This window comes from Polynucleobacter sp. AM-25C3 (assembly GCF_018882335.1).
Taxonomy (GTDB): domain Bacteria; phylum Pseudomonadota; class Gammaproteobacteria; order Burkholderiales; family Burkholderiaceae; genus Polynucleobacter.
In genome coordinates this window covers 47,928-63,718 of sequence record NZ_JACVOS010000004.1, presented here as the reverse complement: position 1 = coordinate 63,718, position 15,791 = coordinate 47,928, and the positions used below count along the sequence as shown (strand labels likewise).

Sequence of the window (15,791 nt, the reverse complement as noted above, 5' to 3'; positions counted from 1 at the left end):
GGCTAGGTTTGGAAATGAATAAGCCTCCGAAAAATTCGGAGGCTTATTTCTTTAAAACGTCAAAAAATGGCTCAAAACAGGGGTAAATCAGTCAGAAATTACCAATTTCCGCTAGTTTTACGTGATTTCTGTTCCATTATTTTTGCTTCGCTAAATGCGGTAATCAGGAGGCTAAAGAAGTCTCTGATAGCAAATAAAGGCTTAAAGCTGAATGCTGGTGCCTGGTGAAACTGTACTGAGTTTGAATGTGCCATGGTGGGCTCCTTAAGGGTTAACCCTAATGATACTCCCAATATCCTGAAAATTGCAGAAAATTACTGAACCTAGCTTAATAGCTGTTGGTGTGACGATATTTTTGATCCCAGGCATTTTTATAGGTAGTGGTCATACCGATCATGATGGAAGTGGTCCAGGCCAATGAAAAAAGCCCGCTAAATGAGATGAAAAATGCAAAGGTTTTCCAGCCATCTTTCAGGTTGTCAGCCTCAAAGCCGACGGTTGTGTAACAGCTACCTGCAAAGAGAATGGCATCGATAGCCTCTGGCATAAGATCTATGCCGATGATGACGCATGCCCAAAATAGAATTTCCAATAAGTGAAACATGGCCAGAAATACAAAAGTGGCATAGAAATGGTAGAACACGCGGTTGTATTGGTTTGACTTGAGATTTTGACGTGTCAGGCGCTCGAAGCGCATGTAGACATGGTTAATAGCGCTGCCATGAAATATCAAGATACAGATGAGGAAAAAAATTCCCCAAGCGGCATCCCGGAATAGTAGCAAAAATGGGAAGTTGGAGAAGGCGGTGATGATATTCATGGGTAGCAATACTCTTAAACGAGAGGAGTAAAAATCAATGGGTGGGACCGTAGAAAGCCCAAGCGGTGATTTCTCTGTGGGTTGATAATGTCACATCTCTAATTTCATGTAAAGAAACCCTTGACCGAGCATCACATGCCAGGTGGAAAGCAGAAAGAACGCTTTTTCCTATTCTCTTTGGCCGGAATTCAGTTCACCCATATTCTGGACTTCATGATCATGATGCCGCTGGGGCCCGAATTTATTCGGGAGCTCAATATCAATACCCATCAGTTCGGCCTTTTACTCTCCTCCTATACCTTTGCTGCCGCAATTGCAGGTGTATTTGCCACTTATTTCGTAGATCGCTTTGAAAGGCGAGTATTGCTGCTCAGCCTGTATGCCTGCTTCATTATTGCCACCTTAGTTTGTGGGCTAGCCCCGGATTATCATTCTCTTTTTATTGCACGGGCTTGTGCAGGCGCCTTTGGAGGAATCTTGGGGTCGCTGGTGCAAACCATCATCGCTGACTCCATTCCATTTGAGCGAAGGGGTAAAGCTTTGGGTACGGTGATGTCCGCCTTCTCAGTATCAACAGTTGCAGGTGTGCCGCTGAGCCTGTTTTTAGCTAACAACATTCCTTCCTTGGGTTGGCGTGCTCCATTCATATTTATTGCCTTGGTGTCGAGCCTGATTCTCTATTTGGGTTATCGCAATATTCCGAAGATTGCAGGGCATCTTGGACATACTCATGAGGGAAGTCGCCTCAGTCAGATCTGGAGTGTCTTTGTAGCCCATCAACATCTGCGTGCATTTATTTTTATGGCGCTCATCATGCTGACGGGTTTTTCTGTGATTCCCTATATCGCCTTGTATCTCACCTCTAACGTCGGAATTGATAACTCTTATATTTCACTGATTTATCTTTGTGGTGGTATTGCTACCTTGATGAGTTCCAAGTTGATTGGCCATATGGCAGATCGCTATGGCAAGGTAAAGATATTTAGAGTGCTGGCTATCATCAGTCTGATTCCTTTGCTGGTGACCACCAATTTGATGCCTGTGCCACTCTGGGTGGTCTTGATTAATTCAACAGCGTTTTTCATCCTGGTTTCCGGCCGCATGATTCCGGCGATGGCAATAGTGAGTCAAGTCGTAGAGGCTAAAATTCGCGGCACTTTCATGAGTCTGGTTGGCTCCGTGCAGATGTTGGCATCCGGATTGGCGTCTGTCATCGCGGGGGCGGTTGTGACGATCGGCACTGATGGCAAGATGGAGAATTACAACCTAGTTGGTTACGGGGCAGCGGTATGTGGCTTGCTTACCTTCTGGTTGGTGGGATATATTCATACCGATAAACAAGCGCAGTAAACACCCCAATCCATTTCCAATAGAGAGAATGCAATGATGACATTTCAGAGGCCTGACGGTACATCGGTAGAGGCTTATTTAATTGAGCCTGCTAATCCAAAAAATGCTCCTGGCATAGTAGTTATTCAGGAGTGGTGGGGTCTTGATGATGAGATTAAAAATGTCGCCAATCGCTTGGCAAAAGCAGGGTACCGCGCCTTAGTTCCTGACCTCTATCGAGGTAAGTTAGCGCTTGAAGCGAACGAGGCAGAGCATTTAATGAATGACCTCAATTTCGGAGATGCCGCAAGTCAAGACATTCGCGGCGCCGTCCAGTACCTCAAAGCAACAGGAAGCGCCAAAGTAGCGGTTACTGGATTTTGCATGGGTGGGGCGCTGACCGTATTGTCGGCTGGCCTCGTGCCGGAATGCGACGGGACGGTAGTTTGGTATGGTTATCCTCCACTGGAGTACGTTGATGCTCAGGCAATTAAAAAACCGATGTTGGCGCACTGGGCACTGCATGATGAGTTCTTCTCTATCGCTGGTGTTGATCTGCTGGAAGATAAGTTGAGGTCTGCCGGTGTGAATTATGATTTCCAGCGCTACGATGCCAAGCATGCATTTGCCAATCCAAAGTCAGACTCAAGACAATTACCGCCACTACAGTACAACTCGCAAGCTGCTGATTTGGCTTGGGAGCGCACGATGACTTTCTTAAAAAATACACTAGGTAATTAACAGTTCATCTAAAGGTTTATATGTTTTTCAATTGGATTTATAAGCGCAGTAACATCCAGATATTAATTATTCTGGTAATGTTCTTTGTGGTTTTGCTAGATGTGATGCCGCGTATTTTGCAATCGATTCCTTTCTTTGCGCCTACTGAAGATAGCACTCGATTAGGATTGAGTCTCTTTGGGTCAATCATTACCTTAAGCGGTCTTTTAATCGGTTTCTTATTAAATCAAGCGCAAACGAATTTTCGTGAAGTGCAGTCTTTGGTTTCGAGAGAGGCCGGTCAAATCAATAATCTTGATCGTCTACTAGTTCGTTATGGTGATCCTTCAATTGCCATCATGCGCAAAGAGTTGTTTGATTATATGAACTCCATCGTCAACGATGAGTGGGACTTGTTGAAAGAGGGTCAGGGTAGCCCAAAGACTCATATGCTTTGGCGAGGCATTTCTCGCAAGCTCTTATCCCTTGAGCCCCAGACCAATAGGCAAACAGCAATGTATACCGACATTCTTAAAAAGGCGGAGGAGGTTGCTGAAAGCAGGGAGTCAAGAATAGAGCGCTCTTCAGCGCGTTTGCCGAATTTATTTTGGGTAGTCATCATTATTTGTATGGTGGCCTTGCTCGGTATTAATACCTTGTTCTTGCCTTCCGATTCTTTTTTCATGGGATTCAAAATTCTGCCTGTCACTTTGGGTGCACTGATCTCTCTCTTGGTGATTACGGATCAGCCTTTCAAAGGCCAAAGCTCGGTTAAGGCTGAACCCTTTATTAAAATCATTGAGTCCATCAAGACTCGCACTGAATAAACTTTTACCTCTTAATCTCTTATGCATCTTTTTGCCGAAAACCTCGCAGTTGAACTTTCCTCTTATTACCGCAATCTTGCCTTAGGGCATGGCGTCATTCCTAAGGTGTTTACTTTGGTTAATGGGGCTGGAGATCAATACCTCTTTTTTATTGATGACCTAGGCATGGATAAAGATGAAGAAAACCAATTTTTGGCCTATATCGTTCAAGAGCATGAGGCGGTTTGCTATGCAAGGGGAACGCTAGTGATTTTGGAGAAGTCTCAACAGTGGATTGAATTTGCCGTGATTGATCAGGATGACGATGAAGCGATTGTTTGCTCTGCTCAATTAACTCGCGATATTGACGATAAGCCGGTAGCCTTAACTGAGTTTGAAAAGACCTTGGCTCCGAAAAAGACGATCTTTTTTAGTGGCCTCTTTGAGCCTATTAAGCTGTCAGCGGATAGGGCGGAGGGGTTTGAGGGTCTTTGGGGTGAAATGAAACCCAAGATCTTGCATCGAACCATGGATATTTAAGTGCCTATTGAAAAAGGGGTGTGTGGTCCCCATATAGGTCTTAGTAGGTGTATTTGGTGCCCAGGAAGGGACTCGAACCCCCACAACCTTACGATCGCCAGCACCTGAAGCTGGTGCGTCTACCAATTTCGCCACCTGGGCATGCCATTATTATAAAGGTATGCGCCTTTTGGCTCACTTTATAACCCCATTCGGCTTTCCCCCTTCAGACTTAGTGGTTTGATACAGTAGCCTAATTAAGAACAATCATTGAAATATAAGGCATGTATTGCCGAAGGAATTAAATGCGTAAAGCAAAAAACTTGGTGCCACGAGAGGCTGACCGTCTAGGTACAGTCCAAGGTCATCGAGATGGATTTGGATTTGTAATCCCGGATGATGGCGGTGAGGATATTTTTCTTTCTGAAAGAGAAATGTCCCGCGTCATGCACGGAGATAGAGTCAACGTCAGAGTGTTGGGAACGGATCGCCGCGGTCGCCCAGAAGGTCAGATTGTCGATGTGATTTTGCACGCCAATAAAGTGGTTATTGGGCGCCTCTTAAATGAGAACGGCGTTTTGATTGTTGCGCCAGAAGATAAACGTATCGGCCACGATATTTTGATTCCACCAAAAGGCCAAGGCAACGCCAAATTAGGTCAAGTGGTCAGCGTGGAGATCATTGACTATCCAGATAGCTATCGTCAAGCCGTGGGTCGCGTTGTTGAAGTGCTTGGTGAGATTGATGATCCTGGTATGGAGATTGAAATTGCCGTGCGTAAGTATGGCGTGCCTCATGAATTTTCTGCAGCAGTTATAAAAGAAGCAGAGGCATTGCCTGATACCGTTCAGCAATCTGATCTAGAAGGTCGAGTTGATTTGCGTGACGTACCATTGGTCACTATTGACGGTGCTGATGCTCGTGACTTTGATGATGCGGTGTATTGCGAGCCTGTCATGTACGGCAAGAGCAAGGCTTGGCGCCTCATCGTAGCCATCGCTGACGTCTCTCATTATGTGAAGCCTGGCCACCCCTTGGATGACGAGGGTCTTTTGCGTGCAACCTCAGTGTATTTCCCGAGACGGGTTATACCGATGTTGCCCGAGAAAATCTCCAATGGCCTTTGTTCCTTAAACCCCGGAGTCGATCGCTTATGCATGGTGTGCGACTCTGTTGTAGATAACAATGGGCTAGTGCTGGCATATCAGTTCTATCCAGCAGTCATGCATTCTGCACAACGCTTTACCTACGATACGGTGTGGGAAGTGCTTTCTAATAGCAAGGGTCCTGAAGCCACTCGTTTTTCTGAGTTCAGGCCTTTACTGACCAATCTCTATTCTCTGTATAAGATTTTGTTGGATGCACGTCAAAAGCGCGGTGCTATCGAATTCGAAACCACTGAAACTCAGATTATTAGTAACGAGCTTGGCAAGATTCTCAGAATCGAGCCCCGTCTGCGTAATGATGCTCACCGCTTAATTGAAGAGTGCATGTTGACGGCCAACGTTTGCGCTGCAGATTTTATTGATAAGAACAAGCATCTCAGTCTTTACCGTGTTCATGGCGAGCCTTCTGAAGAGAAATTGGTTACCCTTCGCCAAGTGCTGCGCACATCTGGATTGTCATTGGATGGTGGGGAAAAGCCGAAGCCCAAAGACTTCGCCAAGCTCATGCGCGATATCAAAGATCGCCCTGATGCGAATATGCTCCAGACAGTGGTGTTGCGCGCTATGCAACAGGCAATGTATCAGCCAGATAATGAAGGCCACTTCGGCCTGGCCTATCCTGCGTACTCCCACTTCACCAGTCCAATTCGACGATACCCAGACCTCTTAACGCATCGCGTGATTAAAGCGATCTTAGCTAACAAGCCTTACGCACCAGTATTGCCGCCAACGGTTCCGTTGAACCTTACTTTGCCGCGCAAGGGCAAGGGTCGCGAGAATGCGGTTAACGCCAAGAAGTCCCATAGTGACGCAAAAGAGGCGGCAGCTAAGGGTTCTCGTTTACCTAAACTACCTAAGGGTGCCAATGCGGCTTTGCCGATTTGGGGGCAGCTTGGAGTCCATTGCTCGTCAAACGAACGCCGTGCAGACGAAGCTTCTCGCGATGTGGAAGCTTGGCTCAAGTGCTATTACATGCGCGACCATCTCGGCCAAGAATACTCAGGAACGGTTACGGGTGTGGCTACATTTGGTTTATTTGTTCAGCTCGAAAACCTGTTTGTTGAGGGAATGATTCATGTGACGGAGTTGGGTGGCGATTACTTCCAGTACGACGAGGCTCGTCAAGAATTACGTGGTGAGCGAACTGGCATTCGTTATCGCTTAGGTGATCGTGTGCACGTCTTGGTCAGTCGTGTTGATCTAGATGCCCGCAAGATTGAATTTAGTCTCGTGAAGTCGGTTGGCTTAGAGCCAGGCGGAACCACGAATCGTCGTCAAATTATTTTGGCAAGTGATACCGGTAGGCCCAATAAGAAGGCATCCCCAAAGAAAGGCCGCCCTGGTAGCAAAGAGCCACAGAAACATGCTGGTGTCAATGTGAATGCTGCTAAGTCTGGCGGTAACCTGAGCGCCAATCAATCCAAAAACAAGGCAGGTCGCAGCACTAGCCAGGTTGCAAAATCTGGCAAACCTAATAGGCCAGCCGGTAAGCCTGCTGGTACTAAACCACCAGTACGCAGTACTAAAGCGCGACGTAAATAAGCAGCAATACAGAATCGAGATAAAGTAAAGATGAAGCAAATATTAGTGGGTTTTCATGCAGTACAAGCACGCTTAAGGGTGGATCCAGATAGTCTGAAGTCGGTTTATTTTGATCCTAGTCGGCGCGATCGCCGGATGGGTGATTTCTTAAAGCAGGCCGAAGAAGCACTTGGAGAGCGATTACATGCTGCTGATGCTGAGCGTCTCCATAAGTTAGCAGGTCATGATCGACATCAAGGTGTAGTGGCTCTCGCTGAAAAGATAACGATTGCACGCACCATTACTGAGGTTGTGGAAGATGCCGAAAGCAATCAAAGTAAGGTGATGTTCTTGGTTTTGGATGGCGTAACCGATCCCCATAACTTTGGCGCCTGTTTGCGTGTAGCTGATGGCGCTGGTGTGGATGCGGTGGTCATTCCAAAAGATCGCTCAGCCTCCATTAATTCCACAGTGAGCAAGGTATCTAGTGGTGCGTCAGAAGTGATGCCTGTGATTACCGTCACTAATTTAGTTCGCAGTATGAAAGAAATGCAAGAAGCCGGTGTTTGGTTGATTGGTGCTGACGATGAAGCAGAAAAATCGATTTATGACTTGGATCTCACTGGCCCGATCGGTATTGTGATGGGTGCAGAGGGTGAGGGCATGCGTCGCTTAACTCGTGAAACCTGTGATGAGTTGGTCCGCATTCCGATGAAGGGTGTTGTGGAGAGTTTGAATGTTTCTGTTGCAAGTGGCGTATGCTTGTATGAAGCGCTAAGGCAGCGCTTGGCTAAAGAGCCAAAGTAAGCACTAATCACAATCGACTTAAGAGGCCTCTATGAAATGCAATATTGGACACACTGACCGCGTTTTGCGTATGACTGTTGGCGTTACTTTAATGGGCCTTGCAGGTTTTGGCATTACTGGCCCCTGGGCTTGGATTGGAATCATTCCACTTGCCACTGGAATGATCGGCAATTGCCCAGCCTATAGCATTTTGGGTATCAATACTGCTCAGAAGTGATCTAGTAAGACTTAAATCATTGTGGGCAGGTAAACCCCATATTTTTTTCTCCTCTGGCGTGATGCATTCTAGCCATGGATATACTAGTCGTTAATACGGTTATGTCTATGGACAGGGGAAGATTCGTGAAAAACAAAAAAATTGGTAAAAACTTTCTAGTAGCTACGGCATTATTCTTGGGTACGCTCAATGCCCATGCTGCGAGCCAGACGCTAGACAAAATGAAGTCCACTGGCGCAGTGACCATGGGTGTTCGTGAATCATCCATCCCCATGTCTTACACCACCGGCGACAGTCGCTTTGATGGATATCATGTTGAGGTTTGCCGCATGATTCTGGCCGATATAAAAGACAAATTAGGCCTCAGCACTCTGCGCATCAACTATCAGCCCGTCACTTCGCAAAATCGCGTTCCATTGGTTCAAAATGGCACGGTAGATATTGAGTGCGGCACAACTACCAACAATACTGCGCGCGCTAAAGATGTTGGTTTCGCCAATACACTTTATGTTGAAGAAGTGCGCATTGCAGTGAAGGCGAATTCAGGAATCAACTCCATTGCTCAGTTAGCGGGCAAAAAGGTTGCAACAACCACTGGTACCACCTCAGTGCAGTTATTGCGCAAACATGAAAAAGCCAATGGCGTTAATTTTGATGAAGTGTTCGGCAAAGACCATGCTGATAGTTTCTTATTGCTGGAATCGGGTCGTGCCGATGCTTTCGTCATGGATGGCTCCATTTTGGCGGGTAATATTGCTAATTCAAAGAATCCTAAGGATTACAAGATTGTTGGTGAAGTTTTAGCAACTGAACCTATCGCCATCATGGTTCCCAAAAATGATCCTGAATTCAAAGCGGCAGTTAACACGGCAATCGCCAAGATTCTGGCTAACGGCAATATGCCCAAGCTGTGGGATAAATGGTTTTTAAAACCTATTCCACCAAAAAATATTGTTGTAGGGCTTGAGTTATCGCCAGCAACTAAAAATGCATGGGCGCATCTAAACGATAAGCCTGCTGAAGATTGCGTAAAGAAGTAAGTTCTAGATTGACCAAGAGCGAGCTATTGATATGTCTTTAGATCTAGGTGTTTTCTGTAAAAACACCTTAGACGGGGAGGTGGTAGACCACTGCTTCTCCGCCTTGTTTGGCCTAGCTCATAACAGCGATCCAAGCTACCTCGATTGGTTAATGAAGGCTTGGGGCTGGACTCTAGCGGTTGCAGGTCTGGGCTTAACGATTGCCTTAATTTTGGGTGTAGTGATGGGTACCTTGCGCACCCTACCAAATACCGGCGCTCTCAATACATTCTTCATTCGGCTCTCAACCTTCTGGGTAGAGTTATTTAGAAATATTCCGATCTTGGTCCAAGTCTTTCTTTGGTATCACGTCATTCCTGCATTTGTTTTACCTTTAAAGTCACTGCCATCCTATTGGTTGGTGAGTATTGCCTTGGGATTTTTTACTTCCGCTCGCATTGCCGAGCAGGTGAGGGCAGGTATTCAGGCGCTACCTAGTGGGCAATCCGCTGCTGCAACGGCGCTTGGACTGACTACCATTCAAAGCTATCGCTATGTGATTTTGCCTATGGCCTTGCGAATTGTGATTCCTCCTTTGACTTCAGAGAGCATGAATTTAATTAAAAATTCCTCAGTAGCATTTGCGGTTTCTGTACCAGAATTAACTCTGTTTGCAATGCAGGCTCAAGAAGAAACCTCGAAAGGTGTTGAAATATATTTGGCGGTTACCTTCTTATACGCAATTTCTGCATTTGCAGTAAACCGCGTTATGAATCAAATTGAAAAGCGGACCCGCGTTCCTGGTTTTATTGCATCAAATGATCTTAGCTTGGCTCACTAAGTGTTGATGGGGGCGATGATATGTTGAGCTTAGATCTTAGTTTTTATAATTGGGAGCTATTTACCAGCTACATTCTGAAGGGCTTGTTATTTAGCGTTCAGTTAACTGTTTTGGCTACTGTAGGCGGCATTCTATTTGGTACGCTTTTAGCGCTGATGAGATTATCTGGCCGTCCCGCATTGATGTATCCCGCTAGCTTTTATGTGAACACCATGCGATCGATTCCATTGGTGATGGTAATTCTGTGGTTCTTCTTGCTCATTCCAATGTTGATCGGTATGCCGATTGGCGCAGATCTCTCAGCCACGATTACCTTCATTGCATTTGAGGCAGCATTTTTCTCTGAGATCGTGCGCGCTGGTATTCAGTCTGTACCCAAGGGTCAGACTTATGCAGGTGAGGCCTTGGGGATGACGTATGGTCAGAATATGCGACTTGTAGTGTTACCCCAGGCTTTTAGAAACATGATTCCGGTGTTTATGACGCAGACGATTGTCTTGTTTCAGGACACCTCACTGGTTTATGCCATTGGCGCATACGACTTATTAAAAGGATTTGAGATTGCCGGTAAAAACTATGGCCGTCCAATCGAAACTTATATTCTGGCTGCAACCACTTACTTCGTGATTTGTTTCTCGCTTTCTAAGGTGGTACGCAAGATCCAAACTCGTGTCGCTATCATTCGTTAATTCATCATAGAACATATTAAATAAATCATCATGATTGAACTTCAACATGTTTCAAAATGGTATGGATCGTTTCAGGTCTTGATAGATTGCTCCACATCGATTCAAAAAGGTGAGGTGGTTGTGATTTGTGGACCCTCTGGTTCTGGCAAGTCGACCCTGATTAAAACAATCAATGCGCTTGAGCCTTTTCAGAAAGGTGAAATTACTATTGATGGAATTTCGTTACACGATCCCAAAACCAATTTACCAAAGCTCAGATCACGAGTCGGAATGGTGTTTCAGCATTTTGAACTTTTCCCTCACCTTAGCGTTACTGAAAATCTCACGCTTGCTCAAATGAAAGTCTTAGGTCGGTCTGCTGCTGAAGCTAAATCCCATGGGCTGAAATATCTAGAGCGCGTGGGCCTGATGGCACAAAAAGATAAATTCCCAGGTCAATTATCTGGAGGGCAACAACAACGCGTCGCGATTGCACGAGCCTTGAGCATGGATCCGATCGTGATGTTGTTTGACGAGCCAACCTCCGCGCTCGATCCTGAGATGGTTGGCGAAGTCTTGGATGTTATGGTGAAGCTAGCTAACGAAGGAATGACGATGTGTTGTGTGACTCACGAAATGGGTTTTGCGCGTAAGGTAAGTCATCGCGTGATCTTCATGGACCAAGGAAGAATTGTTGAAGATTGCAGTAAGGACGATTTCTTTGGCAAGCCCGAGGCTCGAACCCCGAGAGCCAAAGAATTTCTATCAAAAATTTTAGGCCACTGATTTAAATTCCCATTTCAGCAAAAACTTCCTTTGCGCATCTGAAGCTATCAATAGCCGCCGGTACTCCGCAGTAAATTGCGGTCTGCATGAGGATTTCTCGAATCTCATCTTTGCTCAAGCCATTATTGATGGCCCCTTTTAAATGCAGCTTGAGTTCGTGAGGGCGGTTTAGTGCTGTGAGCATTGCCAAATTAATCATGCTTCTAGAGCGACGATCCAAACCAGGACGATTCCAAATCGCATCCCAAGCATATTCAGTAACCAACTCTTGCATGGGCATATTAAATTCACCCGCATTCTTGATGGAGTTATCTACATACTCAGAACCCAGTACTTCTCGGCGAGTTTTTAGACCTTTTTCAAATGATTCTTTATTCATGACTTCCCCTTGACGAATGTTTTATGAAATGGATTTCGATATATTGCCACTATTAAAGCGTGAATGTTTAGCCTAGAATTGGCGCATGAACATGACCCAATCTATTCGCTTTAGCTTTTTCCTTTGCGCTTTATTCCTGCTGACAGCCTGTACCGTTGATAAATTGGAGGCAAGGCTCCAAGCCGACCCCCAGTGCAAGTCTGTTATGAATCCAAAAACCGGGGCCTTGATGCCTTGTCCTGGAACCGATAAAGAGTTCTACAGGGCCGCTCTAGCCTCCAATCCGAATGTGCCTCAGGCTAGTAATGTGGTGTCCCCGCAAACCACTGTAAATACTTCGGCCTCAAGTACTGCACTATCAAGCCCAAAAACTATTAGTGCACCAGTAGAGTGCAAGCCTCAGTTGCACCAAAAGTCGGGCAGTCTGATGCCTTGTCCTGCACCCTAGGCGGTAATGGTGCAGCCGTCACTTTGAAGAGGTATGATGTTTGAAACTCACTCAAGGGCTAATGCTCAAGCAACCAACAACAACGGAATTCAAATGAAAAAATTAGGCACTTTAGTTGCAGCAATCTCTGTAGCCACTGTATTGGTTGCATGTAGCAATACTCCAAAATTGGCTAGTGAGCCAATGCCTAAATCAGGTTTCTTGCCAAATTACTCGCTGTTAGCTCCTGTAGCTAGCAGTCAAAAAGATACTCGTATTTGGAGATACCGCAAAGATGGCGTAAATCCAAATGCATACAATGCGGTGATTTTGGATCCGATCTACCTCAATCAAAATGCAACTAAAGAAGTGACGTCAGATGCAATTAATCAGGCAAAAGCTGCATTACAGCAGTCTATGTTATCGGCTGTTAATGGCAGAGGCAATATTAAGATTGTGACTGTGCCTGGTCCTGGTGTGGCTCGCGTTTCTGTTGGCATTACTGGCGCAGAAAGTTCAACTGATAGTTTGCAGCCATGGAATTTCACACCAATTGGTTTGGCAATGAATGCTGCTGCTTATGCTGGCGGTGTGAACTCTAAAACGCCTGCAATGGTGGTTGAAAGCAAGATTACTGATAGCCAATCAAAAGAACTTCTTGGTGAAGGCTTGGTTACTATCCAGGGAGAATCCTTTAGAACCGGTGGTGGATCAGTAGATTCATTTGTTGCGATGGCTAAAAAGGTAGTTCTTGTAGCGCTGGAAACATCCGCCAAATAAGAGGGGCTGCATGAAAACTTTTATCAGTAATCTGGGGCTTGCAAGCATGACTGCATTGCTACTTGTGTCAGCCCCAGTATTTGCGGACGATGCATCACGAGATAAAGAGATTGCAGAACGTTTTGCAAAATGCGATACAAATCACGATGGTAAATTGTCGCTAAATGAAGCCAATGGCTGTATGCCTCGGATCTATAACAACTTCAGCATGATTGATGCGCGGGGTAGGGGTTATGTGACTGTTGCTGAAATTCAGGCAATGGCCAATCGCTAATTTATTTAGCTAGCTTTGGAAGCTTTTTAGAATTCGCAGGCCAATTCAGTACGATCTTGGGGTCAATCTTTAAGATCTTCTTATCCTTGTCCGGATAATCAACCCGAGACAATAAATCGGCAATCAGGTTGAGGTGTGCGAGTTTCTTATCGTTTGCGCTAACTGCTGTCCAAGGTGCAACTACTGAGCTAGTGTGCTTGAGCATTTTGTCTCTAGCATCTGAGTAGGCGTCCCACATTTTCTGAGCTTTTTGGTTAATCGGACTAATTTTCCACTGCTTTAATGGATCCTTAGCACGATCCTTGAGTCGGATGGCTTGCTCCTCTTTGGAGATGTCTAAATAGTATTTGATGAGTTGAATATCAGATCCAACAAGCAGGGATTCAAATTCGTTGACGGTTGCCATGAACTGCTTATATTGCTCATCGGTACAAAAGCCCATCACCTTTTCGACGCCAGCGCGGTTGTACCAGCTCCGGTTAAATAAAACAAATTCACCAGCGGTGGGTAATTGCGCAACATATCTTTGAAAGTACCATTCACCTTCCTCGCGCGGGGAGGGCTTGTTTAGGGCAACTACTCTACTGTCTCTGGGACTTAAATGCTCAGTAATGCTTTTGATTGAGCCATCTTTTCCGGCCGTATCTCTTCCCTCAAAAATAACTAAGAGACGCTTACCCTTTTGAATGGTGTGACGCTGGAGTTTGACTAATTCAATTTGAAGAAGTCGTAAGTCTGCCTCGTAAGAATGCTCAGGGATTGCTGATTTACTCACGGGCAGTCCTTATGGAACGCTTAATGTTTATTGAGCGGGCGCTACTGGGGCTACAACTTTTTTAGCTAGGGCTTTTTTGGCAACTACTTTTTTAGCTGGGGCTTTTTTTGCAACTACTTTCTTAGCAACTACTTTTTTAGCTGGAGCCTTTTTGGCAGGGACCTTCTTAGCTGGAGCTTTCTTGGCGGCAACTTTTTTGGCAGGAACCTTTTTAGCTGGAGTCTTCTTCTCCATCTTGTCTAAGGTCTTAGCAAGCTTATCAATCAACTTCTCTCTTTCAGCTTCCAACTTATCCAATTTTTTCAATAATTGTTTTACTAATTTTTTTTGACTCATGATGTATTCCTTTGAAGAGAGTGCTATTGGTTAAAACTTGGTAAAAAAGGCTTACGCCTACCCCCTGATCCTACGTTTTATTAGGTTTAGTTTCAAGTGTTTGTGACAGTTGGAGCCATATTTAATTTGATGCTACATTGAGTCAATATGTTTAAAACTTTGCAATCTCTCCCACGCGCGGTCTGGTTGATTGGCTTGATTAGCTTCGTAAATGATGCTGCTAGTGAAATGCTTTACCCGTTGATGCCTTTGTATCTTGCCAGTGTTCTCATGGCCGGTCCAAAGGCCTTAGGTCTGATTGAGGGGATTGCTGAGGCGAGCTCCAGTATCTTTAAGTTAGTCTCTGGCGTCATTGTGGATCGGACTAAAAAGACCAAGCCATGGATTGTGATTGGCTATTTTTTAGCTGGCATTGGTAGGCCGCTCATCGCAATTGCAAATTCTTGGACATGGGTTTTGTGTATTCGTTTTACTGATCGCCTGGGTAAGGGCTTAAGAAGTTCGCCGCGCGATGCTTTGCTGGCGGAGAGTGTCGCCCCAAATCAACGAGGCATCACCTTTGGCCTGCATCGATCTATGGATAATGCGGGCGCAGTGATTGGGCCGCTGGTGGCCGCCTATTTACTTTCTGTTCACGTTCCATTGCGCGATATATTTTTGTGGGCAGTAGTGCCTGGGATCATCACCGTGAGCCTAGCTCTTTGCCTTCGCGAGCCACCACGAGAGCAGCGGGTAGTTCAACCATTCTCTTGGTCGCTTGAAGGTCTATCGCCTCAGTTCAAGCGTTATATCTTGGTAGCTGGAATCTTTGCTTTAGCAAATTCATCTGACATGTTTTTATTGTTAAGGGCGAGAGAGCTCGGTGTACCGCAAGAGCAGATTCCTTTACTTTGGGCTGCCATCTCTTTAATCACGACGGTATTTGGAGCGCCACTATCAGCACTCTCAGACCGATTTAGTCGCAAGAACTTCATTCTGATTGCGTGGTTTGCCTTTGCATTCTTTTATGTCGCAATGAGTTTTTCCAACATCACCATTTGGATGCTCTGTGGACTGTTTGCAATCTATGGGTTATTCAAAGCGGCCACCGAGGGGGTAGAGAAGGCGCTAGTAGCCGATTTGGCTCCCATGGGAATGGCAGGCACCGCTTTTGGCTGGTTTAACCTGGTTTCAGGGTTGATGTTGTTACCAGCTTCCCTGATATTTGGGTGGCTTTATGAATCTTTTAACCCTAGCCATGCATTTTTGTTTTCAGGATTCTGTGCAGCTTTGGCCTTCCTGTTGCTGGCATTTTGGGTTTTTAGATCCCCAGAAGCACAAAACCCCAGATAAATACCTCATCTGGGGTGATTGGGAATGCTAGGGGCTCTGCAGAATTACTCCGGGTGGAAGTTATTGCTCGCCATAAAGCTAATGGTGCGCTCAAAGCCGAGGATGCGGATATATCGCCAAGCGATGTCGCGGTATTTGCTATCTAAATAACCAATGGCGACCTCAGGAGTCCTTTTGGACAAGTCGATCTGTTCAATTGCGCGGGCCCAACGTTTGAGTCTTGTTGACATATTTGCCACCTCCATGTGCATACAACGCATGGAAAAGTG

At 45.6% G+C, this 15,791-nt stretch carries 20 protein-coding genes and 1 tRNA gene; 15 read left to right on the top strand and 6 right to left on the bottom strand.

Features of this window, described 5'->3' with window-relative positions:
- Positions 1 to 328: 328 nt before the first annotated feature.
- Positions 329 to 820, bottom strand: coding sequence for a hypothetical protein (locus tag ICN12_RS03620; RefSeq protein WP_216270679.1), 492 nt, complete (start codon positions 818 to 820; stop codon positions 329 to 331).
- A 120-nt stretch (positions 821 to 940) separates the two neighbouring features.
- Here ICN12_RS03620 and ICN12_RS03615 point away from each other — a divergent pair, with 120 nt between their 5' ends.
- The 4 genes from ICN12_RS03615 to ICN12_RS03600 are packed head-to-tail and all read left to right on the top strand — an operon-like array spanning position 941 to position 4,215.
- The gene (locus ICN12_RS03615; RefSeq protein WP_255537673.1) at positions 941 to 2,170 is read left to right on the top strand and encodes an MFS transporter; all 1,230 of its coding nucleotides are present in this window, start codon (positions 941 to 943) and stop codon (positions 2,168 to 2,170) included.
- 33 nt (positions 2,171 to 2,203) lie between these two features.
- Positions 2,204 to 2,890 (top strand): dienelactone hydrolase family protein, encoded by a 687-nt coding sequence (locus ICN12_RS03610; RefSeq protein WP_216270678.1) that lies wholly within the window; start codon positions 2,204 to 2,206, stop codon positions 2,888 to 2,890.
- 20 nt (positions 2,891 to 2,910) lie between these two features.
- A complete protein-coding gene (locus ICN12_RS03605) occupies positions 2,911 to 3,696 on the top strand; it encodes a bestrophin-like domain (protein ID WP_216270677.1) in 786 nt (261 codons plus the stop codon).
- Positions 3,697 to 3,717: 21 nt separating this feature from the next.
- The gene (locus tag ICN12_RS03600) at positions 3,718 to 4,215 is read left to right on the top strand and encodes a hypothetical protein (protein ID WP_216270676.1); all 498 of its coding nucleotides are present in this window, start codon (positions 3,718 to 3,720) and stop codon (positions 4,213 to 4,215) included.
- A 54-nt stretch (positions 4,216 to 4,269) separates the two neighbouring features.
- On the opposite strand, the gene ICN12_RS03595 is transcribed toward ICN12_RS03600, so the two are convergent.
- Positions 4,270 to 4,356, bottom strand: a tRNA-Leu gene (locus tag ICN12_RS03595).
- 143 nt (positions 4,357 to 4,499) lie between these two features.
- On the opposite strand from ICN12_RS03595, the gene rnr reads away from it, so the two are divergent.
- The 7 genes from rnr to ICN12_RS03560 all read left to right on the top strand — a co-directional run bounded on the left by rnr (position 4,500) and on the right by ICN12_RS03560 (position 11,219).
- Positions 4,500 to 6,902 (top strand): ribonuclease R, encoded by a 2,403-nt coding sequence (rnr, locus tag ICN12_RS03590; RefSeq protein ID WP_216270675.1) that lies wholly within the window; start codon positions 4,500 to 4,502, stop codon positions 6,900 to 6,902.
- Positions 6,903 to 6,932: 30 nt separating this feature from the next.
- A complete protein-coding gene (gene rlmB, locus ICN12_RS03585; protein WP_216270674.1) occupies positions 6,933 to 7,688 on the top strand; it encodes a 23S rRNA (guanosine(2251)-2'-O)-methyltransferase RlmB in 756 nt (251 codons plus the stop codon).
- 31 nt (positions 7,689 to 7,719) lie between these two features.
- A complete protein-coding gene (locus tag ICN12_RS03580) occupies positions 7,720 to 7,905 on the top strand; it encodes a YgaP family membrane protein (RefSeq protein ID WP_216270673.1) in 186 nt (61 codons plus the stop codon).
- A gap of 140 nt (positions 7,906 to 8,045) precedes the next feature.
- Complete coding sequence (locus ICN12_RS03575; RefSeq protein WP_370624935.1) at positions 8,046 to 8,945, top strand: amino acid ABC transporter substrate-binding protein; 900 nt, start codon at positions 8,046 to 8,048, stop codon at positions 8,943 to 8,945.
- A gap of 31 nt (positions 8,946 to 8,976) precedes the next feature.
- A complete protein-coding gene (locus tag ICN12_RS03570; protein ID WP_216270672.1) occupies positions 8,977 to 9,765 on the top strand; it encodes an amino acid ABC transporter permease in 789 nt (262 codons plus the stop codon).
- Between the two features lie 20 nt (positions 9,766 to 9,785).
- Positions 9,786 to 10,454 carry an amino acid ABC transporter permease gene (locus ICN12_RS03565; RefSeq protein WP_216270671.1) on the top strand — a complete coding sequence of 223 codons (669 nt, stop codon included), beginning with the start codon at positions 9,786 to 9,788 and terminating at the stop codon, positions 10,452 to 10,454.
- A 30-nt stretch (positions 10,455 to 10,484) separates the two neighbouring features.
- On the top strand, positions 10,485 to 11,219 hold the full coding sequence (locus tag ICN12_RS03560; protein ID WP_216270670.1) for an amino acid ABC transporter ATP-binding protein: 735 nt from the start codon (positions 10,485 to 10,487) through the stop codon (positions 11,217 to 11,219).
- 1 nt (position 11,220) lies between these two features.
- On the opposite strand, the gene ICN12_RS03555 is transcribed toward ICN12_RS03560, so the two are convergent.
- Positions 11,221 to 11,598, bottom strand: coding sequence for a carboxymuconolactone decarboxylase family protein (locus ICN12_RS03555; RefSeq protein ID WP_216270669.1), 378 nt, complete (start codon positions 11,596 to 11,598; stop codon positions 11,221 to 11,223).
- Positions 11,599 to 11,683: 85 nt separating this feature from the next.
- Between ICN12_RS03555 and ICN12_RS03550 the strand changes: the two genes are divergently transcribed.
- From ICN12_RS03550 to ICN12_RS03540, 3 genes are all read left to right on the top strand, one after another.
- Positions 11,684 to 12,046: a hypothetical protein gene (locus tag ICN12_RS03550; RefSeq protein WP_255537672.1), complete on the top strand. Its 363-nt coding sequence runs from the start codon at positions 11,684 to 11,686 to the stop codon at positions 12,044 to 12,046.
- 93 nt (positions 12,047 to 12,139) lie between these two features.
- Positions 12,140 to 12,805 carry a DUF3313 domain-containing protein gene (locus ICN12_RS03545; protein WP_216270668.1) on the top strand — a complete coding sequence of 222 codons (666 nt, stop codon included), beginning with the start codon at positions 12,140 to 12,142 and terminating at the stop codon, positions 12,803 to 12,805.
- Positions 12,806 to 12,815: 10 nt separating this feature from the next.
- The gene (locus tag ICN12_RS03540; protein WP_216270900.1) at positions 12,816 to 13,079 is read left to right on the top strand and encodes an EF-hand domain-containing protein; all 264 of its coding nucleotides are present in this window, start codon (positions 12,816 to 12,818) and stop codon (positions 13,077 to 13,079) included.
- Between the two features lies 1 nt (position 13,080).
- On the opposite strand, the gene ppk2 is transcribed toward ICN12_RS03540, so the two are convergent.
- Positions 13,081 to 13,854, bottom strand: coding sequence for a polyphosphate kinase 2 (ppk2, locus tag ICN12_RS03535; protein ID WP_370624929.1), 774 nt, complete (start codon positions 13,852 to 13,854; stop codon positions 13,081 to 13,083).
- Positions 13,855 to 13,881: 27 nt separating this feature from the next.
- Entirely contained in the window at positions 13,882 to 14,190 is a 309-nt protein-coding gene (locus tag ICN12_RS03530; protein ID WP_216270667.1) for a histone H1-like repetitive region-containing protein, read from the bottom strand.
- Between the two features lie 147 nt (positions 14,191 to 14,337).
- Between ICN12_RS03530 and ICN12_RS03525 the strand changes: the two genes are divergently transcribed.
- The gene (locus tag ICN12_RS03525) at positions 14,338 to 15,522 is read left to right on the top strand and encodes an MFS transporter (RefSeq protein WP_216270666.1); all 1,185 of its coding nucleotides are present in this window, start codon (positions 14,338 to 14,340) and stop codon (positions 15,520 to 15,522) included.
- Between the two features lie 44 nt (positions 15,523 to 15,566).
- Here ICN12_RS03525 and ICN12_RS03520 read toward each other — a convergent pair whose 3' ends face one another.
- Positions 15,567 to 15,752, bottom strand: coding sequence for a hypothetical protein (locus ICN12_RS03520; protein WP_143744363.1), 186 nt, complete (start codon positions 15,750 to 15,752; stop codon positions 15,567 to 15,569).
- Positions 15,753 to 15,791: the final 39 nt, after the last annotated feature.